This is a genomic window from Sphingomonas sp. CCH5-D11 (genome assembly GCF_001557395.1).
GTDB lineage: Bacteria > Pseudomonadota > Alphaproteobacteria > Sphingomonadales > Sphingomonadaceae > Sphingomonas.
Genome location: NZ_LSKH01000244.1, coordinates 24,734 through 44,229, shown reverse-complemented (window position 1 = coordinate 44,229; position 19,496 = coordinate 24,734). Strand labels below are relative to the sequence as shown.

The 19,496-nt window shown below is 65.5% G+C and carries 17 protein-coding genes and 2 tRNA genes; 8 read left to right on the top strand and 11 right to left on the bottom strand.

Going from position 1 to position 19,496, the window contains the following annotated elements:
* Positions 1-107 precede the first annotated feature (107 nt).
* Both AX702_RS15330 and AX702_RS15325 read left to right on the top strand, forming a co-directional pair.
* A complete protein-coding gene (locus AX702_RS15330) occupies positions 108-1,232 on the top strand; it encodes a glycosyltransferase family 4 protein (RefSeq protein ID WP_066781010.1) in 1,125 nt (374 codons plus the stop codon).
* A gap of 4 nt (positions 1,233-1,236) precedes the next feature.
* The gene (locus AX702_RS15325; RefSeq protein WP_082746302.1) at positions 1,237-2,457 is read left to right on the top strand and encodes a glycosyltransferase family 4 protein; all 1,221 of its coding nucleotides are present in this window, start codon (positions 1,237-1,239) and stop codon (positions 2,455-2,457) included.
* A 325-nt stretch (positions 2,458-2,782) separates the two neighbouring features.
* On the opposite strand, the gene AX702_RS15320 is transcribed toward AX702_RS15325, so the two are convergent.
* From AX702_RS15320 to AX702_RS15310, 3 genes are all read right to left on the bottom strand, one after another.
* Positions 2,783-2,857, bottom strand: a tRNA-Gln gene (locus AX702_RS15320).
* Positions 2,858-3,309: 452 nt separating this feature from the next.
* On the bottom strand, positions 3,310-4,320 hold the full coding sequence (locus tag AX702_RS15315; RefSeq protein ID WP_066781002.1) for a polysaccharide deacetylase family protein: 1,011 nt from the start codon (positions 4,318-4,320) through the stop codon (positions 3,310-3,312).
* Between the two features lie 2 nt (positions 4,321-4,322).
* Positions 4,323-5,999, bottom strand: coding sequence for a sensor histidine kinase (locus AX702_RS15310; protein WP_066781000.1), 1,677 nt, complete (start codon positions 5,997-5,999; stop codon positions 4,323-4,325).
* Between the two features lie 153 nt (positions 6,000-6,152).
* Here AX702_RS15310 and AX702_RS15305 point away from each other — a divergent pair, with 153 nt between their 5' ends.
* Positions 6,153-6,653 carry an Lrp/AsnC family transcriptional regulator gene (locus tag AX702_RS15305; protein WP_066780998.1) on the top strand — a complete coding sequence of 167 codons (501 nt, stop codon included), beginning with the start codon at positions 6,153-6,155 and terminating at the stop codon, positions 6,651-6,653.
* 218 nt (positions 6,654-6,871) lie between these two features.
* Here AX702_RS15305 and AX702_RS15300 read toward each other — a convergent pair whose 3' ends face one another.
* On the bottom strand, positions 6,872-8,164 hold the full coding sequence (locus AX702_RS15300; protein WP_066780996.1) for a hypothetical protein: 1,293 nt from the start codon (positions 8,162-8,164) through the stop codon (positions 6,872-6,874).
* Between the two features lie 124 nt (positions 8,165-8,288).
* Here AX702_RS15300 and AX702_RS15295 point away from each other — a divergent pair, with 124 nt between their 5' ends.
* The 3 genes from AX702_RS15295 to AX702_RS15285 all read left to right on the top strand — a co-directional run bounded on the left by AX702_RS15295 (position 8,289) and on the right by AX702_RS15285 (position 12,192).
* On the top strand, positions 8,289-8,945 hold the full coding sequence (locus AX702_RS15295; protein WP_066780994.1) for an SDR family NAD(P)-dependent oxidoreductase: 657 nt from the start codon (positions 8,289-8,291) through the stop codon (positions 8,943-8,945).
* 113 nt (positions 8,946-9,058) lie between these two features.
* On the top strand, positions 9,059-11,845 hold the full coding sequence (gene gyrA, locus AX702_RS15290) for a DNA gyrase subunit A (RefSeq protein WP_066780992.1): 2,787 nt from the start codon (positions 9,059-9,061) through the stop codon (positions 11,843-11,845).
* Positions 11,842-12,192, top strand: a complete 351-nt coding sequence (locus AX702_RS15285) for a DUF952 domain-containing protein (RefSeq protein ID WP_066780989.1) — start codon at positions 11,842-11,844, stop codon at positions 12,190-12,192. Before gyrA ends, AX702_RS15285 begins: the two co-directional genes overlap by 4 nt.
* 51 nt (positions 12,193-12,243) lie before the next feature.
* Here AX702_RS15285 and AX702_RS15280 read toward each other — a convergent pair whose 3' ends face one another.
* The 5 genes from AX702_RS15280 to AX702_RS15260 all read right to left on the bottom strand — a co-directional run bounded on the left by AX702_RS15280 (position 12,244) and on the right by AX702_RS15260 (position 16,588).
* Positions 12,244-13,689 carry a DUF885 domain-containing protein gene (locus AX702_RS15280; RefSeq protein WP_066780987.1) on the bottom strand — a complete coding sequence of 482 codons (1,446 nt, stop codon included), beginning with the start codon at positions 13,687-13,689 and terminating at the stop codon, positions 12,244-12,246.
* 18 nt (positions 13,690-13,707) lie between these two features.
* Complete coding sequence (locus tag AX702_RS15275) at positions 13,708-14,052, bottom strand: hypothetical protein (protein ID WP_156455520.1); 345 nt, start codon at positions 14,050-14,052, stop codon at positions 13,708-13,710.
* Positions 14,053-14,145: 93 nt separating this feature from the next.
* Positions 14,146-14,577 carry a DUF488 domain-containing protein gene (locus AX702_RS15270; RefSeq protein WP_066780983.1) on the bottom strand — a complete coding sequence of 144 codons (432 nt, stop codon included), beginning with the start codon at positions 14,575-14,577 and terminating at the stop codon, positions 14,146-14,148.
* Between the two features lie 20 nt (positions 14,578-14,597).
* Entirely contained in the window at positions 14,598-15,017 is a 420-nt protein-coding gene (locus AX702_RS15265; protein WP_066780981.1) for a YybH family protein, read from the bottom strand.
* A complete protein-coding gene (locus AX702_RS15260; protein ID WP_197420635.1) occupies positions 15,014-16,588 on the bottom strand; it encodes an EAL domain-containing protein in 1,575 nt (524 codons plus the stop codon). Before AX702_RS15260 ends, AX702_RS15265 begins: the two co-directional genes overlap by 4 nt.
* Positions 16,589-16,683: 95 nt before the next feature.
* On the opposite strand from AX702_RS15260, the gene moaA reads away from it, so the two are divergent.
* Positions 16,684-17,691, top strand: coding sequence for a GTP 3',8-cyclase MoaA (gene moaA, locus AX702_RS15255; RefSeq protein WP_066780977.1), 1,008 nt, complete (start codon positions 16,684-16,686; stop codon positions 17,689-17,691).
* Entirely contained in the window at positions 17,688-18,467 is a 780-nt protein-coding gene (locus AX702_RS15250) for an NAD kinase (RefSeq protein WP_066780975.1), read from the top strand. The genes moaA and AX702_RS15250 overlap by 4 nt, the downstream gene beginning before the upstream one ends.
* Positions 18,468-18,621: 154 nt before the next feature.
* On the opposite strand, the gene AX702_RS15245 is transcribed toward AX702_RS15250, so the two are convergent.
* Positions 18,622-18,696 (bottom strand) — tRNA-Asn (locus tag AX702_RS15245).
* A gap of 111 nt (positions 18,697-18,807) precedes the next feature.
* Complete coding sequence (locus AX702_RS15240; protein WP_066781089.1) at positions 18,808-19,416, bottom strand: superoxide dismutase; 609 nt, start codon at positions 19,414-19,416, stop codon at positions 18,808-18,810.
* Between the last annotated feature and the right edge of the window lie 80 nt (positions 19,417-19,496).

Here is a 19,496-nt window from a genome sequence, read left to right as displayed (position 1 = left end):
CCTACACAATCGACAACTTCGTCGCCTGGCGATGCCCCTGATAATTCTCAGCCCTCCCTTTAAATGATGGATTGGCTCCTATAGAGACTCTGGCGGGGTGGAGTGTAATGGGTTCGATGGGCAAGCGACCGCTGGTTATGTTCTTGGGGCTGCGTGGGATCGGCGGGATCCAAGGCGGGGTGGAAACACACGTTTCCGAACTTATACGCCACTTGCCGTTCGATCGCGGGCAGATGGCGGTGATTGGCCGTGCGCCGTACCGGCGCAGCGGCAGGGCGCACGATGTCGGTCTGCCGCCCGTCCACTGGTTGCCGACACTACGTCACCCCGCGCTGGAGGCGCTGATCCATTCGGTCTTAGGAGTGTTGTACGCGGCGATCCGTCGGCCACGCCTGCTACATATTCACGGTATTGGCCCAAATGTGGTGACGCCGCTGGCCCGTCTTCTCGGTTTGACGGTTGTCTCCACCCATCATGGCGACGATTACGAGCGGGAGAAGTGGGGAACGATAGGGCGCTTCATACTTAAGCGTGGGGAGCGCGACGCGGTATGCCGGGCGCATGCCTGCATCTCCATCTCTCCGGTCGATGCCGATGCGTTGCGAGCCCGCTACGGTCGAGAGGTGGCCTTTATTCCCAACGGTGTAACAACCCTAGCTGCGGTCCCCGCCGGAGCAACGCTGGCTGGTTACGGCCTAGAGGCAGGCCGTTACGCGCTGAACGTGGCGCGGCAAGTACCCGAGAAGCGTCAGCTTGACCTGATAGACGCCTTTGAGAAAGCGGCGCTGCCGAACGTGAAGCTAGTGCTAGTGGGCGGCGCGGATCACGAGAACGCCTATGTTCGCACACTCCGCGCTCGCGTGGCAGCCAATCCCGCGATCGTGATGACCGGGCATCTGAACGGCCCGCCATTGGCCGAACTATTCGGTAATGCCGGCCTGTTTGTGTTGCCCTCGGCGCACGAGGGGCTGCCGATTGTACTGTTGGAGGCGATGGCCTTGCGTCGGCCGGTGCTGGTGAGCGATCTGCCAGTCTACCACGCAATGGGTTTGCCAAAAAACACCATTCTGCCTGTGGGCGACGTGGCGGCCCTCGCGAAGGGACTGACCCAGGCATTCGCCAACCCGCCGCTGCCAGTCGACTGGTCGGCGATGCTGGCGCGCTATCAGTGGGACGGTGTCGCGGCGGACACCGCAGCGCTATACTCACGCGTCCTGCGCGAGCGGCGTTGATCTGATGCCACGCCTGCTGAACGTTAATAATTACCATTACCGTCGTGGGGGAGCTGAAGCGGTGTACCTTGGTCATGGCGCAATGTTCGGCGCGCACGGCTGGGATATTGACTGGTTCAGCATGAAGCATCCGCTGAACCCGCCTGACACCGACGAGACACATTTCGCCGAGCTAATCGATCTAGAACATATGGAAGGCAAGTTAGCCAAGGCAAAGGCCGCCGCCGCGATTATTTATAATCGCGGCGCGCGTGACCGGATCAGCGGGTTGATTGATCTACGCCGGCCCGATGTTGCGCACCTGCATAACATCTATCACCATCTCTCGCCCTCCATACTAGTGGCACTGAAAGAACGTTCGGTGCCGACAGTACTCACTGCACACGACTTGAAGTTAACCTGCCCATCCTACAAGATGTTGAACAACGGATCGGTGTGCGAGCGGTGCAAAGGCGGGAAGGTATGGAACCTAGCGTTGCACCGCTGCCTTAAAGGCTCGTTGCCTCTCTCCGGCCTTATCACGCTCGAATCAACGGTGCACAAGGCGCTAGGCTATTACAGCCGCACGATTGACCGCATCATCACTCCCAGCCTATTTTATCGCGACAAGCTTACCGAGTGGGGGTGGGATCCGAACCGGATCGCTTACATCCCCAATTTTGTCGCTCGTAGGAAAGGCGAGCCGACGGCGGGTGGCGGCATGGGGCCGCTGCTCTACTTTGGTCGGTTGTCGGAGGAAAAAGGCATCGCCACGCTGATCCGCGCAGCTAAACTTTCGGGCGTATCCGTGCGTGTCGCGGGGACCGGACCCTCAGGCGACGAGCTGCGCGCGCTAGCGGCGGAGATCACCGCGCCGGTAGAGTTCGTGGGCTATCAGGCGGGCACCGCACTGGAGGCGCTGGTGCACGATGCGATGGCGGTTGTTCTGCCTTCCGAATGGTACGAGAATGCGCCGATGAGCGTTATGGAGGCATATCAAGCGGGCCGCCCGGTTGCGGGTGCGGCGATCGGCGGCATTCCCGAACTGATCCGCGAAGACGAGACCGGCTGGACCTTCCCATCAGGCGACGTCGAAGCACTTGCCGCGCTGATGCGTCGCATTGTAAACACGCCTTCAGCCGATCGCGACGAAATGGGTCACTTGGGCAGCGAAATGGTTCGCGAGGGTTTTGGCCCAGACCATTATCTCGAACGAGTATCCGCGCTTTACGCGAAAATTATCTGAGCGCTTGATTAGCGATCCGCAACCTTTGTGAATGCATTACAAACTTGGCATTTGGCTTGCGCTTTTTGCCTTGCTTACTGAAAGTACCAACCACTTGAAAATTGGATTTTATTCGCCCGTCTAGAACGTGAGTCACGTATTTAGCAGCCAGCAACTTGACGCTGTGTTAGCCTGGAAGATCGCTGGCACCGCGTTCGCGTCGCCGCCAGATCACGGATGCGCAGCAACAACGGCGCCTGGTCCAGTCGATGCGACACGTAGCGCGTCACAACCAGAAGCGATGCTTTTTCAACGCCACTGTCTGGCGAGGAGCTAAGCCGATAGATGGCTGGGGCGGCAGGATTCGAATCTGCGAATGCCGGTACCAAAAACCGGTGCCTTACCGCTTGGCGACGCCCCATCAGAGCGCGCGCTTATATGACTCGCCGCCGATAACTCAACCGTTGATAGCGTTTGTTCCGCTCCGCGCGCGCAGTCTCCGGATCAGGCGGGGTCTGCGCTAAGCTGCCCGACGAATGAAACCGATCAGGATGGCAGCGAGACAGGCGACGACGGACAATCTCAACGATCGTCTCCTGGAACGCATGCCTGAAGTTGGGACCGCCAAGGCTCTGCTGAGCGTCGGAGAATCAGTCTTCGATGCCGCAGGTTCGGCAATCAACCCATCGCCGAGCGATCCAGCAGCACTTGCTTACTTGTACCCCTGCCTGTACCCCTCACTGTGCAACACGCGGACAGACGGGTTGTACGGCGACGCAGAATCAACGACTTAGCGGGCGGTGTTAATAGGTCTGGAATCCTGTCTCCCCGACCTTTCGGCGCCGGTTCTGCCGCAACCGCTCGTCGCGGACCTCACCCTGCCGCCTGCAGCACCTCGGCCAGCGTCGCCGGCGCATAGCCCAGGCGATCGAGCTCCTCGAACATCACCTCCCACCATGTCCAAAACCGCGACAGGTCGTTCGCGTCTCGAACGTAGGGCGTGTGTCCGGGCACCAGGCTTGGCGAATGGAAGGATAAGGTGAGCAGGCGCAGATCGTCGCGCGCCGCCATGCGCACCGCGGCGCAGGCCTCCCCGATCGATACACCTTCGGGCGTAAGCGGCACGCGGGAGAGCAGCCGCGTCCTCGCCAGCAGGCCGGGGCCGCGCGGTACGTGGTCAGCAACCCGCTGCCAGCGGCGCCCGGCCGCGCGGAGCGCTCCCGTATAGACCGTGGTCAGCGGCAGTTCGATCAACGGCTTGCTCGTCGCGCAGCGGAACGCACCGGGGCCGATCGCGGAGAAGTCTGGCCCGCCTTGCGCGCTGTAATCATGATGGGATCGCACGGAGGTATCGAGCCGGAATCCCCTGCTCGCCAGCAATTCGAGCGTGTGTGGACCCAGGCCATAGCGCCCGGCGCGGAATGCCAGCGGCGCTTGGCCGAATGCCTCTACGATCGTGCGGGTTAGCACATCCAGCTTCGCGGACTCGAGTGCGGGTGGCAGATTGCCGGCAAAGGAGAGACGCGCGCTGATCTTCTCGTCATGCGGCGGGTTGACCCATGGGTGCAGCTGCGCACCAATGGCCGAACGGCCATCCGCGATCAGGGTTCGCAGGATCTCTGCCGCGCATGCATCCGCCGCGACAGGATGGTCGCACAGATAGCAGGGATAGACGCCGCGGCTGCCGAAGCGCCGGTGCATATCGGGCAAGGCGGCGATCGCCTGGACCGATCGCCCCTCGCGCGAGAAGGGAGCGCCCCAGTCAAATTCTTCTTCAGTATCGACAAAGACGATGAACCGCTTGCCGAACGTGGCCGGCCAGCGGATCTGCTGGTCAGGCGCGGGCGGCGGCATGCGCCAGCCCGCCGCGCCGCCCACCCGCATGGTCAGTTTGCGATCGCTTGCCCCATCGCCCCAATGGCGGCGGGAAGCGTGACGGTCACGTGATCGGGCGCCAGCGTCAGCCGGCCGCCCAGTTGCGAGGCAAGACTGAACGACAGGCGAAGCGCAAAGCCGGTGCCGAGCAGCGGTGCGCCGGGCATTTGGCTTTCGCCCTCCACGTCCAGGTTCAGCAGGCGATCCGCAGGAAGGCTGGCGAGCGCCTGTGGGTAGGTCATGCTGACCGATGCCTCCGCCAGTCCGTTCCACGAAACGGACACGGCGATCACTTCCCCGCCCTGCGCCGCCGACACCAGGGTGGCGATCAACCGGCCAAGCAGGCGCTCGGTCGCGCGCTCGTCGCAGGCGAGCGCAGGCGTTCCATCGATCGGCGCCAGATCCACCGTGCAGTCGCGCAAGGCCGCCAAGGCCTGAACGTCGGCGGTGATGCGCTGGAGCAGGCGGCCCAGATCCACCACGTCGGGCCGCAGCTCAAGCGCGTGGCCCTCGATCCGCGCGGCGAGGTCGAGATCCTCGATTGCCGCCACCAGATCCGCGGCGAGCACACGTATCGCCGCGGCCCGCTCGCGATACGGAGGCGCCACCGGCCCTAGCAGCTGCGTCTCGATCAGTTCGGAAAAGCCGGCGATCGCGTTGGTCGGCGTGCGCAGTTCGTGCACCAGCCGTCGCAGCCCCTCCGCGTTGCCGCGGTCGGCGACCGGTGCGGCGGTCTGATCGATACGCGGCCGGTGCGCCGCGCCCTGATAGCCGATGAACTGGCCACCCGCAGGGTCGAATAGCGGCACGCCGGAAATGCGCCATTCGCCGGCAATGCGCTCTCCCCCGTCCAGCACCAGCCGGGCATCGGTGAAGCCGGTGCGCCCTCGAAACGCGCCAAGCACGATGCCATCAACCTGGGCGCCTTCCCCGGCCTCGTTCGACACCAGCCGCAAGCCGATCAGCGCTCCTCGCGGCGCGCCATCGGTCCAGCGGATCGTCCCGTCCGCATCGGTCTGGAAACGAAAGTGGTTGGGCGCGGGCGCGGCAGTAACGGGCGCCGGCACGGCACGCTGCTGCTGGAAGTTCGCGATCCGGTCGACCAGCTCGGCAATGTCGAACCCGCCCGTGCCAGTGAGTTGCCGATCGGCCGCAGAGAGTTCCACCGGGTCCGCTGCGTCTTCCAGCCCCGGAGCCGCCGGCGCCGGATCGGCAGCATCCCGGGCCTCGTCCACTACCGGAATCGCCGAAGGCGCGGGCGTATAGGCCAAAGTGAAGTCGGTGGAGCCGAAGCTCGCCAGCGCGCGCTCCACGTCGGTGCCCAGATCCTCCCGCCGCCGAAGCGCGGCACGGCCGCTCGGCCCCAGTTGCGGGATCAGCGAAATCCATTGCGCCGATGACAAGCGCGCGGCGCGCAGCGCGGCAGACGCAACGCCCGGCTCGTCCTCGGCAAACAAAGCGATCAGCGCTTCGGGCGGCTGTCCCAGGGCAAGGCTGCGCGCCACGGCGGCGCGTACGTTCACCGGCACCTGATCGCGCAGCAGGCGCAATCGGCCAAGCGTTTCCTCATCCGCTGCCACGCGCCCGCGTGCGATCAGGTCCGCGAGCTGCCGAAAGGTCGCCTGCGCGCCAAAGGCAGTCGTCGCGTCCGCGGCCAGCACCGTCTTGAGGCTATCGTCGAACCGCACCTACTGCCCTATTCTCTGCTGCGATCAGACCGCTTGCCGGCATCGCTGGTAGCCGACCCATACACCCGGGAAAACAAATGAATCGTCACCAAGGTGGCATTCAGACAATTGCGTTGCCGCGCAACTATCCTATAGGTGCGGCCATGTTCGTGAATGAATTGCTGCGCGCAGCCGGGGTTTTCTGTGCTTGACCGGATCGATCGACAGATCCTCGCCCTCTTGCAGGAAGATGGCCGGATGACCAACGTCGATCTGGCGGAACGGGTCGGGCTGACAGCGCCGCCCTGTCTGCGCCGGGTCCGGTCGCTGGAACAGGCTGGCGTGATCCGCGGCTATCACGCGGATTGCGAGCCGGCGATGCTGGGCTTCCCCATCACCGTCTTCGCCATGGTCAGCCTGCGCAGCCAGGCCGAACACGATCTTGCCGCCTTCGAGCGCCACGTGGCGGAGATACCGGAGGTTCGGGAATGCCACATGCTGAACGGCGAGATCGACTTCATCCTGAAGATCGTGGCGTCCGATCTCGAATCATTCCAGCGCATTCTCACCACGCATCTGACCGCCGCACCGAATGTCGCCAGCGTGAAATCGTCGCTGACGATCCGCACTGCCAAATCCGCGCCCGGCGTGCCGATCGTCGTCGCCAACGACTAGGCGCTCACCTAACCAGCTTCCTACCGCCCCCCGGTTAGGGCGGTCATGACGCCACTGTCCTGGCTGGCGCGCATTCTCGTGGAGGCGCGCGCCAGACCGCGCGCCTCCGACGATCAACATCGTTGAACGGTAACTCGCGCTGGAAAGCCTGTTCCGGCCCGGCTCAAAGAAAAGGGGCAGCCGAAGCCGCCCCTCCCCTTTCACCATTGGCTGATCGCTCAGGCCGCCGGCGGATTGTCGAGATACAGCGTCCAGAAGGATGCGATCTCGGATCGCGGCGCGGCCTTCACCTCGGCAAAGGCGGTCTTTGCCGCTGCCTTGTCGCCCGACCGCGCCAGCGCGATGCCCAGGTGCGTGTTGACGATGTCGGCGTCCACGCCGCCCTTCTGCAGCGCCACGCGATACATCTCGATCGCCTTGGCCCAATTGCCCATGCCGAGATACGCATCGCCCGTGTTGAGCGCGATGCGGCCATTGGCGCCGGCCTTCGCCTTGGCTTCCACCGGGGCGAGCGAGCCTTCGCTGGCGATGCCCTGCGTGGCGAGGCGCATCAGGTCGTTGGCCGACTGGCTGCTGGCCGGGATCTTGCCGGCCGCCTTGCCCTCTTCCAGCACCGTCTTGGTCTCGTGCGGAAGGCCAAGGTCGTGGGTCCACTGCGCATAGGCTTCATAGTCGTACTGATCGGCCAGCGACTTGCTGGCGCGCATCAGGCGATACACGTCGACCTTCTGGCTCTTGTCCAGCGTCACGGCGCTCTGCTGCGTCATGCCATAGGTGACGAGGCCATCGCGCCAGTTCTGCGCCGTCGGATAAGCGACCAGCCACTTCTTGATCCAGTTGGCGGTCTGCGGGCCCATGCGCTTCTTGTTGGTCTGCGCGATGGCGTACTTGTACAGGTCTTCGCTCGGCTTCTGGCCGGCCGCGACCTGCGCGTCGATCGCCTTCTCCAGCTCGGCCGTGCCGCCAGCGACGTCGCCCGAGTCCATCTTCAGCTTGACCATCTGCAGCGGCAGGTTCGGATCGTTATAGCCAAGCTGCTGCGCGCGCTGGAAATAGTTGATCGCGCCGGCGCTGTCCTTGGCGTTCGCCGCCATCACGCCAAGCTGGTAATTATACTTCGCCACGTCGACCGCAGGGGTCTTGGGATTGGCGATCAGCGCTTCCAGCGGTGCCTTCAGGCCCTGGTCGCTGACCTGCTGGTTGGTCGCGCGCGCGTCCTGCAGCTTGGTTGCTTCCGCCTGCAGCTGAAGCGCGGCGACGATGTAGCGGTCGTCGTCGGTCTTGGCCGCTGCCTGCGCGGCGGTCAGCTGGGTGGAGGCGGTAGCGAAATCCTTCGCCGCAATCGCCTTCTGGGCGCCGGCGGCGGCATTCTGCACGTCCTTGCTGAGCTTCAGGGACGGCGCCTTCTGCTCTTCCTTGTTCTTCTGGGCCATCGCCGGCGGCGAAACGGCGATGCCTGCCGCGCCAGCCATCAACGCGGCCGCGAAGGCAACGCGGGAAATGCTCTTCATGGAAACTGCTCTCCTCTTCGGGCGTGAACACTTGAACTCGCGCTTAGTGCCCTCGCGCCGCTCCATCAAGGAAAGGCGCTGAACGGACATTGAACGTAACCATCTGCGCGCCTAGCCCGTTTTCATGAAAACGGTAATCATCGGCGCCTCGGGCGGAATTGGTGGCGCGCTGGCGGATGCGCTGGCGGAAGAGGGCTCGGCGGTGCAGCGCCTCGCGCGCCCTCAGCTCGACGTGACGGACGAATCCTCCATCGCGCGCGCGGCCGCAGCCGCCGGCACGCCCGATCTCGTCGTGGTGGCCACCGGCCTGCTGCATGATGGCGACCACGGACCGGAAAAGGCGCTGCGCGATCTCGATCCCGAATGGCTCGCGCGGCAATATGCGGTGAATGCCATCGGCCCCGCGCTCGTGGCGAAGCACTTCCTGCCGATCATGCCGCGCACTGGGCGCTCGATCTTCGCCGTGCTCTCCGCGCGCGTGGGCAGCATTTCCGACAACCGGCTTGGGGGCTGGTATGGCTATCGCGCGAGCAAGGCGGCGCTGAACCAGTTCGTCCGTACCCTGGCGGTGGAGGACAAGCGCCGCAACGAGCGCGGCATCGTCGTGGCGCTGCATCCCGGCACCGTCGATACGAAGCTGTCGCGGCCGTTCCAGCAACAGGGCCGCGATCTGTTCAAGCCGGATCGCGCAGCCGTTCAGTTGCTCGACGTTCTCGACGGACTTAAGCCGCAGGACAGTGGAAAGCTGTTCGGCTGGGACGGCCTGGAAATCGCGCCCTAGGCCGCTTGCCGAAGGCCATAATCCCTCACGCGCGCGCAAGCACGCGCGCGTGACATTTGGGTTGCAGCCTCCTAGAGCGGATCGATCACGAAACCCACAGTGAAAGTAGCGTTTTGACCGACGAGACCGTCCTCGCCGACCCATCGGACATTGCTCCGATCTCGATCGTCGAGGAAATGAAGACCAGCTATCTCGATTACGCGATGAGCGTGATCGTGGCACGCGCGCTCCCCGACGTTCGCGACGGGTTGAAGCCGGTGCACCGGCGCATCCTCTATTCGGCGAACGAAAGCGGTTTCACCTACAACCGGCCCTATCGCAAGTCGGCGCGCATCGTCGGTGACGTGATCGGTAAATATCACCCCCACGGCGATACCGCGATCTATGACGCCTTGGCGCGCATGACGCAGGATTGGTCGATGCGCGCGCCGCTGATCGACGGCCAGGGCAACTTCGGCTCGATGGATCCCGATCCGCCCGCCGCGATGCGTTACACCGAGGCGCGCCTCGCCCGCGTCGCCGATTACCTGCTCGACGATCTCGACAAGGACACGGTCGATTTCCAGCCGAACTATGACGGCTCGGAAAGCGAGCCCTCGGTTCTCCCGGCGCGCTTCCCCAACCTGCTCGTCAACGGCGCCGGCGGCATCGCGGTCGGCATGGCGACCAACATCCCGCCGCACAACCTTGGCGAGGTGATCGACGCCTGCCTCGCGTACCTCGACCGCGCGGTGAACGGCGGCGAGCCGCTCACCACCGAGGAGCTGATGGAGATCGTGCCGGGTCCGGACTTTCCGACCGGCGCCGTCATCCTCGGCCGTGCCGGCGCGCGCAGCGCCTACGAGACCGGCCGTGGCTCGATCATCGTCCGCTCGCGCTACAAGATCGAGGAAGGCCGCGGCGACCGTCGCTCGATCGTCCTCACGGAAATTCCGTACCAGCAGGGCAAGAATGCGCTGGTCGAGAAGATTGCCGAGGCCGCCAAGGACAAGCGGATCGAGGGCATCGGCGACGTCCGCGACGAATCGAACCGTGAAGGCGTGCGCGTCGTCATCGAGCTGAAGCGCGATGCGACGCCCGAAGTGGTGCTGAACCAGCTGTGGCGCCACACGCCCGCGCAGGGCAGCTTCCCCGCCAACATGCTGGCGATCCGCGGCGGCCGCCCGGAAATGCTGGGCCTGCGCGACATTATCGCCGCCTTTGTCCAGTTCCGCGAGCAGGTGATCACGCGCCGCTCGAAATTCGAGCTGGCGAAGGCGCGCGACCGGGCGCACATCTTGCTGGGCCTCGTCATTGCGGTCACCAACCTCGATGAGGTCGTCCGCATCATCCGCGGCTCCGCCTCGCCGGCCGAGGCGCGCGCCGCGCTCATGGCGCGCGAATGGCCGATCGCGGAGATCGCCGGCTACATTAAGCTGGTCGAGGCGGTCGAGACCGAGATCACCGGCGACACCTATCGCCTCACCGAAATCCAGGTCCGCGCGATCCTCGACCTGCGCCTCCACCGCCTCACCGCGCTGGGCCGCGACGAGATCGGCGATGAGCTGAAGACGCTGGCGGATTCGATTGCCGAGCTGCTCGCCATCCTCGCCGACCGGGTGAAGCTCTATGCGGTGATGCGGGAGGAATTCACCGAGATTCGCACCCTCTTCGCCACGCCGCGCCGGACCGAGATCGCCGCCGCCGCCGACGGGATCGACGACGAGGATCTGATCGAGCGCGAGGACATGGTCGTCACCGTGACCATGCAGGGCTATATCAAGCGCACGCCGCTGGAGGCGTTCCGCGCCCAGGCGCGCGGCGGCAAGGGCCGCAGCGGCATGGCGACCAAGGACGAGGATGCCGTCACCAGCCTGTTCGTCACCTCGACGCACACGCCCGTGCTGTTCTTCTCCACGTTGGGCCGCGTCTATCGCATGAAGGTGTGGCGCCTGCCCGAAGGCAGCGCGAACACCCGCGGGCGCCCGATGATCAACCTCCTCCCCCTCCAGCCGGGCGAGACGATCTCCACCGTCCTGCCGCTGCCGGAGGACGAGGCGGAATGGGGCAAGCTCCACGTCATGTTCGCAACCGCGCGCGGCAGCGTGCGTCGCAACGCGATGGATGCCTTCACCAACGTCCCCTCGAACGGCAAGATTGCCATGAAGTTCGAGGGCGACGATGCCGATGATCGCCTGATCGGCGTCGCGCTGCTCGAGGAGAATGACGACGTGCTGCTCGCCACCCGCCAGGGCAAGGCGATCCGCTTCCCGGGCGATGACGTGCGCGAGTTCCAGAGCCGCAACTCCACCGGCGTGCGCGGCATGCGTCTCGCGTCCGGCGACGAGGTGATCTCGCTCTCGATCCTGCACCGCACCGGCGCGACACAGGAGGAGCGCGAGGAATATCTCCGCTTCGCCCCCTGGAAGGCGACCGAGCGCGAAGGCGAACCGCAAATCCCGATGGATCGGTTCGAGCATCTGCGCGCGCGCGAACAGTTCATCCTCACCGTCTGCGCCAACGGCTATGGCAAATTGTCCTCGGCGTTCGAATATCGCCGCACCGGTCGCGGTGGGCAGGGAATCACCAACATCGACAACATCGGCCGCAACGGCCCGGTCGTCGCCAGCTTCCCCGCAAGCAAGAACGACCAGCTCATGCTCGTCACCGATCAGGCCAAGATGATCCGCATGCCTCTCGCGAGCCTGCGCGTTATCGGCCGCGGCTCGGCCGGCGTTCGCCTGTTCAACGTGGCGGATGACGAGCATGTCGTGGGCTGCGCGCGCATCGACGAAGAGCCCGAGCCCGAGAATGCCGCCGAGGAAGCGGTGGCCGCGGAACTCTCCGGCCCGGAAACCGCTCCCGATACCGGCGCAACAATCGGCGATGACGCCGCCGCCGGCCCGGAGGATGGACAATGAGCAAGCCGATGACTGCCTATAAGGTGCTGACTGGCGAACAGATGGCCGCGCTGGAACGCGACGGCACGTTCGCCGGCGCGCCGGTCGATGTGCAGGACGGCTATGTTCACCTGTCCACCGCCGCGCAGCTCACCGAGACGGTCGACAAGCATTTCGCCGGGCAGGATGATCTGCACGTCGCCGCGGTGGACCTCGAGGCGCTTGGCGAGAAGATCCGCTGGGAGGAGAGCCGTGGTGGCCAGCTCTTCCCGCATCTCTACGGTGCGCTCACTCTCGACACGTTGGTCGCCTACAGTCCGCTGGAGCGCGAGGACGACGGCACCGTCCGCCTCCCCGTCACTGGCTGACCGGCACGCACGCACACCACCGGCGGTATGCGTGCGGTCGCCCGGGGCCAGTCATCCCATCAGCCAGGCCCTCACCCGTCCCTCGAGCACCGCCATCGGCAGCGCGCCGCCGGAAATGACGAAATCGTTGAACGCGCGCAGGTCGAAGGCCGGCCGTCGCTGTGCCTCGTCGCGGAGGCGGGTGATCGTCGTATGCCCGATCATATAGCCGCAGGCCTGTCCCGGCATGACGATATACCGGTCCACCTCCCCCTGCGCCCCTGACCGCGACGCGAAGCTGTTCTCGTAAAGATAGTCGACCGCTCGGGCGCGATCCCAACCCCGCAGGTGAATGCCGGTATCCAGCACCAGGCGCGCCGCGCGCCACAGGTGACTGAGGAGGTAGCCGATCCGTCCTTCCGGATTGTCCCGGTACATGCCCAGTTCGTCCGCCATCTGTTCGGCATACAGGCCCCACCCCTCGGCAAACCCGCTGAAGAACCACCCTCGCCGATACAGCGGCAGTTCGCCCGATTCGAACTGGAGGCCGTTCTGAAACAGGTGCCCGGGCGCAGCCTCATGAAAGGCAAGCGTGGGCAGCGTATAGCGCGGCCAGTCCGCCGTATCGCGCAGGTTGATGTAGAAGACGCCGGGCCTGCTGCCATCCGGCGCGCCCGGTTGCGCGATGCCGAACGGCAAGCCCTCCTCCATCTCCGCGGCGAGCCGGCGAAATTCATAGCCGGTCTTTGGCATGCGATTGAACGCCTGTGGCAATCGCGTCTTCACCGCGTCCAGCTGATCGTTGAGGTAGGCGATCACCGCGGCGCGCCCGGCATCTGTGTTGGGGAAGGCTTGGCCGGGCGATGCGGCAAGCGCAGTGGCACGTTCCTTGATGGTGCCTCTCGACATGCCCTGCTTTCTGAACGCCTCCTCGATCTGCGCGCGGATGTTCGCCACCAGGTCCAGCCCCGTCCGGTGCACCTCGTCTGCCGACAGGGTCGACGTGGTCTGATAGCGCAGACAGGCGTCGTAATAGGCCCGCCCGTCAGGCAGCCTCCCGACGCCGGCCTGGTCGACCGCACGCGGAAGAACGGACTGAAGCATCGCAACCTGCCGCGCCAGCGCAGGACGGATCTGGCGGGTGAAGATCGCCTGCGCGCGTTCGGCATAGCCGCTCAACCCCTTGGCGACGGCGCGCGTGCCGATCGAGCGGACCAGGCCTTCGTCCGACGGATTCACGTCGCGCACCTTGCTCAGGATCGCAATGGTCTGCTCCACCACGAAGGTCGGCGCCACGATCCCTCTGGCCGCATTGCGCCGCACGTGGTCGGTTTCCGCGTCGAGCACGGCAGCAAGCTGCCCCATGCGGGAGATAAAGGCCTCCGCGTCGGCACGATCGTTCACAGGATGCACGTCGCGCAGGAATTGCGCCGTATCCATGTAATTGGTGCCCAGCGGCGTCGGGCCGTAGGGCCCCGGCACGCTGATCGAGTCACTGTGATAGGGAAAGGCGTTCACCGCGGCGCGTGATTCGATCTAGAAGATCGTCACTTCGCGCTCCAGCCGCTGCTCGGGGGACAGGCCCGCTTCCGCAATCGCCTTCAGCTCACGCAGCTGTCGCTGTTCCAGATGGTTGATTGCCTCAGCGCCGGACATGCTATGATCGTGCAGGCGCGCGCGCAGCGTTGCTCGTGAGCCAGTGTCGATACCCATGAAGGTCGCGAGTTCTGGACTGAGCGACAGGCTCTCTTCGAACTGCCGTGCAAGCAGCTCGGACAAGTCCAACCCGGCGCGAGGCTGCGCCATCGCCGGCATTCCCGCGATAAGCGCCCCCGCGCCCGCGCCGACGACCACGTCTCTGCGGCTGATGATCCTCGTCATGTTTCCCCCTCCCCCAAGTCAGGGAAACTGTGCCAAGTCGCTCGGCATGGGTCCATCGCGGCGCGCGCGCGCGTCTCCCACTACGGCACAGGGTCACGCGAACAGATCGATTACCTCGGCCCCCTCGCCCTCCGCCTGCAACAGCAACGTCCGGTGGCAATGGCACGGATCCCGCTCGTAACAGAGCAGCGCGGATGGCTTTTCCGCCGCCAGATCGCGCATCTGCGCCGCCGCCACCTGCGTCTCCGGCAGCGCAAGCTGCGCGTCGTACACCGCGCGCAGCGTCGCGACATCACCCTTCTTCGCCGCATCGCGCCCGCGCTTGGGGGTGCCGAGCGCCTTCAGGTGCACGTAATCGATCCCTGCGGCTTTCAGGGAGGCGGCGAGGATCGATTTGGAGAAACCCGGTCGCCGGGAAAGCGGCAGCGCCCTGACGTCGATCACCCGTTCGACGCCTGCGTGGCGCAGGGCGGCGATGAACGCGTCCATCGTCACGCCTTCATAACCGATGGTGAAGATCGCCACGCGCCCGCTCCGGCGACGGGTCAGGAGCTATGGTCGGCGATGATCCGCCAGCCTTCCTTGCGTCGCTCGAACAGCAGGGTCGTCAGCCCGCTCTGCGCATCGCCGCTCGTCGGGGTCAGCGACCAGCGCGCCACCAGCAGCATGTGGACGTTGCTGATCGTCCGCCAGGCGACGGGCTGGAATGCCAATCGCCCGCGGCTGTTCGATCCATCGGCGAAGCTCTTGGCATAGCGGCTGGCGATCGCCTCTTTCCCGCGCGCCAGCTCCTTGCCGGAGGAATAAACGGCGTCGTCGGCATAGACGGCCATGAAGCGTTCCAGCGAACCGCTGTTCCATCCGCCGGCACTGGCCGCCATCTCCGCCTCGATCGCTGCTTGCGGCGTCATGGCAGCGGCCGCCTTCGCCGCTATGGCGACCGGCGCCAGCAGTGCATGGATCATGCGCGATTCTCCTCCACCAGCGCCGCCAGGGCCCGCTCATCGAGCGGCCCCGCGCACAGGAAGCCCTGATAGAGCGTACACCCCTCCGCGGCGAGCAAATCACGCTCTGCGGCATTCTCCACGCCCTCCGCGATCGTCTGCAAGCCAAGCGCGCTGGCGATGGCCAGGATCCCGCGCACCACCGCGCGGGCGCGCGGCGCGCCCGTGATGTCCGTGGTCAGGCTGCGATCGACCTTCAGATAATCCAGCGGCAGTGCTTTCAGATAGGCAAGGCTGGAATAGCCAGTGCCGAAATCGTCGATGGCAACCCGAAGCCCCTTGGCGCGCAGCTGTTCCAACCGTTCGGCAGCGAGTGGCAGGTCCGTGACGAAGCCGCTTTCGGTCACTTCCGCCGTCACCCGGCCGGGGGCAATCCCGGCGCGCTCCACAAGGTCGAGGAAGTGGCACACGAAATCCGATCGCGCCAGATCCGCCGCGGTCACGTTCACGGCCACGCGCAGGCTGGCGAGCGGACCCTGCCACGCCGCCGCCCGCGTCAACGCCAGCGATTGGATATGCTCCGACAAGGCGAGCCCCAGCCCCGCGCGATCCGCGGCCGAAAAAAGGGTGTTGGCCCCCAGCACGCCGTGGATGGGATGCTCCCAGCGCGCCAGCGCCTCGACGCCGGTTATCCGGCCGCTATCCAGCGTGACCTGCGGCTGGAACAGGATGTCGATCTCGCGGCGATCGATGGCGCGGTGCAGGTCAGCCGCCAGGTCCAGCCCCGCCGCGGTTCGGCGGCACGGCGCGAAGCGGACATTGGCCCCGTCGCCCACCGCCGCCATCGTCAGCGCCTCACTGGCGCGTGCGACAAGCGATCGTGCTGATTCGCCAGTGTCCCGATGCGCAACGCCAATGCGCGCGCCGAGCCGGGCCTCTTCCCGGCCAAGCGTGAAGCCGCGGGCAAGCGCGCCTTCGATCGCGGCGACACGCGCGCGTGCTTCCTCACCGCTTTCCCGCACGGCGACGACGAAGCGGGCGCCCTGATCGCGTTCGATCACTGCGGCCGCGGGCAGGACAGCCGCCAGCCGCGCCGCCGCCTCGCGCAAGAGCTGATCACCGGCCTCGCGCCCGAAAGCGGCGTTTACCGTATCGAAGCGGGTAATCGCGACCACTGCCACGGTCGCAGGTGCGGCCGGATCGCCGGCGTCAAGGAACCGCGCCACCGCGCCCTCCGCCATCTCGCCCGCCCGCCGCATCCGTCCCGTGCCGCGCAGACGCCGCGCATATCGGCCGGCAAACCGCAGGGCGAGCGCCAGTGATCCGGTCGCCGCCTCGCTCAGCCAGACATGGGTGGCCCCCGCATCATAGGCCGCCGCGGCGCCGGTTTCGTCGGACACGATCGCCAGCAGCGCCTGCCGCGCGCTTGCCGCAACCGCCTCTGCCTCGGCGACCGGACGCGGATCGGCGCGCGCATCCACCAGCAGCACCTCGGCCCATTCGGCGCCGGTGCGCGTATTTGCCGTCGCCACCAGGGGAGCAAGCGCCTCGCTGCCCTCGGCCAATGCTATTTCCACGATCTCGCCCGTCATCATGCCCACACTTGGGACCGTATGAGCGGCCGGGTCAGGCAGCAACTACGGAGCTGCCCTTGCCGCTGGCCTCTTCAGCCCCTAGCTGTTCCGTTATGGGAGCTACGCCCGACGCCTCCGCCCTTGTTGACGGTTTTGGCCGGGCGATCCGCTATTTGCGGATCTCGGTCACCGACCGCTGCGATCTTCGCTGCCGTTACTGCATGGCGGAAAAGATGACTTTTCTGCCGCGCAGCAAGCTGCTGGCGCTGGAAGAAATTGCGATCATCGCAGAACGGTTCATCGATTTCGGGGTGCGCAAGATCCGTCTGTCGGGCGGCGAGCCGCTTGTCCGGCGCGATGTGGTGGAGCTGGTGCAGCGTCTGGGCAGCCATGTCGGGCACGGCCTGGACGAGCTGACCATGACTACCAACGCGACGCGCCTTGCCGATCATGCCGAGGCGCTGGCCGATGCTGGCATCCGCCGCCTGAACGTCAGCCTCGACAGCCGCGATCCTGCCTTGTTCCGCTACATCACCCGGCATGGCGACGTGGATCAGGTGCTTGGCGGCATCGCCGCCGCCAAGCGTGCCGGGTTGGCCGTCAAGATCAACATGGTCGCGTTGAAGGGGCTGAACGAGGACGAGATCGCCCCGATGCTCGATTGGTGCATCGGTGAGGGGCATGATCTGACGCTGATCGAAACCATGCCGCTTGGCGCCATCGATGAAGATCGTACCGACCGCTTCGTGCCGCTTACCGCCGTTTTCGATCGGTTGTCGGCAAGCCATCGACTTGAACGCGACGTGGTCGGCACCGGCGGCCCAGCGCGCTATTGGCGGGTGAATGGCAGCCGCACCCGGCTTGGCCTCATCTCGCCGCTTACGGCCAATTTCTGCGACGGCTGCAACCGCGTCCGCCTGACCACGGAGGGCCGGCTTTATTCGTGCCTCGGCCATGACGATCAGGTCGATTTGAAGGCGGCTTTGCGCGATGGCGGCGTGGCGGCGCTTGATGAGGCCATCCGTCTCGGCATCGCCAGCAAGCCGGCGCGGCATGATTTCCGCATTGAACGCGGCGCCACACCGGCGGTTTCCCGACACATGAGCGTGACGGGCGGATGAGCGGTTATCAGCGGCGGGCATTGGTCGCCTCGCCAACCGCCCAGGCCCAGGCCGCTCGCGCCAGCCTTGCCGATGCGTGGGACTGGTGCACCATCGAGGAGGCCGATGTCGTCATTGCGCTCGGCGGTGACGGCTTCATGCTGCAGACGCTGCACACGCTGCTGGACATGCGGCGCGCCAATGTGCCCGTGTTCGGCATGAACCTCGGCACCGTCGGCTTTCTGATGAACGAGTGGCGCCAGCATGATCTGGAAGAGCGTCTTTCCAACGCCCGCGCCTTCAAGGTGACGCCGCTGCTGATGACCGCGACGGGCATCGACGGCCGTGTCCATACGATCCCCGCGATCAACGAGGTCTCCCTGCTTCGCGAGACCCGGCAGACGGCGAAGCTGGAGGTTCGGGTCAACGACCGCATCGTGCTGGAGGAGCTCGCCTGCGACGGCATCCTCGTGGCGACTCCGGCGGGTTCGACGGCTTACAACCTGTCAGCCCACGGTCCGATCCTGCCGCTCGGCTCCGCGATGATCGCGCTGACCCCGATCAGCGCCTTTCGCCCGCGGCGCTGGCGCGGCGCCATCCTGCCCGACAAGGCGCGGGTCGCCCTGCGCGTGCTCGATCCCGGCAAGCGCCCGGTCTCGGCGGTCGCAGACCAGCGCGAGATCCGTGACGTGGCGCAGGTGGACATCTCGATTGATCGCGCGCGTGAACTCACGCTGCTGTTCGATCCCGAACATGCGCTGGACGATCGGATTACGATGGAACAGTTCGTCGCTTGATCGCAGGCCCGCGCGCCAGAGCCATGGGCGCGCGATCAGGCCATAACCGGCCCAGAACTTCCGGGATCGGCCCGATAGCGGCCGTACGCACGCCTCCCCTGCCCATCCGAAGCCCGGAAGGAATGGGAATAGCGCGTCCAGATTGGAAGGTCCCTGGCTCCCCGAGTTGGATTCGAACCAACGGCCGCTCGATTAACAGTCGAGAGCTCTACCGCTGAGCTATCGGGGAACGCTGCGGGAGGCGCGTCTTTAGCCGGTATTTTTGGCGGTGCAAGCCCCGAAAATGAAAAAGGGGACGGCCAGCGGCCATCCCCTTCTTTTTTCGCGCGCTGGCGCGGGTTCAGGCGGCGTCGAAGCGACGGCCGGCCTCTTCCCAGTTCACCAGATCCCACCACGCCTTCAGATAGCCGGGGCGGTCGTTCTTGTAGGTGAGGTAATATGCGTGCTCCCACACGTCATTGCCCAGGATCGGCGTGCCCTTGTCCTTGGCATCGTCCATCAGCGGATTGTCCTGGTTCGGGGTCGAGGTGACCTTCAGCGCGCCGGACGAATCCTTGATCACCCACGCCCAGCCCGAGCCGAACTGGCCCGCGCCCTTAGTGTTGAATTCTTCCTTGAGCTTATCGAGTCCGCCGAACGCGTCGATCGCGTCCTTCAGCGCGCCGGTCGGCTGGCCGCTCTTCGACGGGCTGGTCATGATCTTCCAGAAGAAGTCGTGGTTCCAGTAACCACCGCCATTGTTGCGCACCAGCGGCGGCAGCGACGAGATCTGGCCTAGGATCTCCTCGATCGACTTGCCTTCCAGCTTCGGATCGGCGGCAACGCCCTCGTTCAGCTTGGCGGTATAGGCTGCATGGTGCTTGTCATGGTGGAAGGTCATCGTCTCCTTGGAGATGACCGGCTCCAGCGCGTCATAGTCGTACGGCAGCGGCGGAAGTTCGAATGCCATGATGGGATCCTCCTTGTGGGGCTCGCGAAAGGAACGCGACGTCACCCAAATGGCTCCGGCACGCTCGTTACGCAACCGGT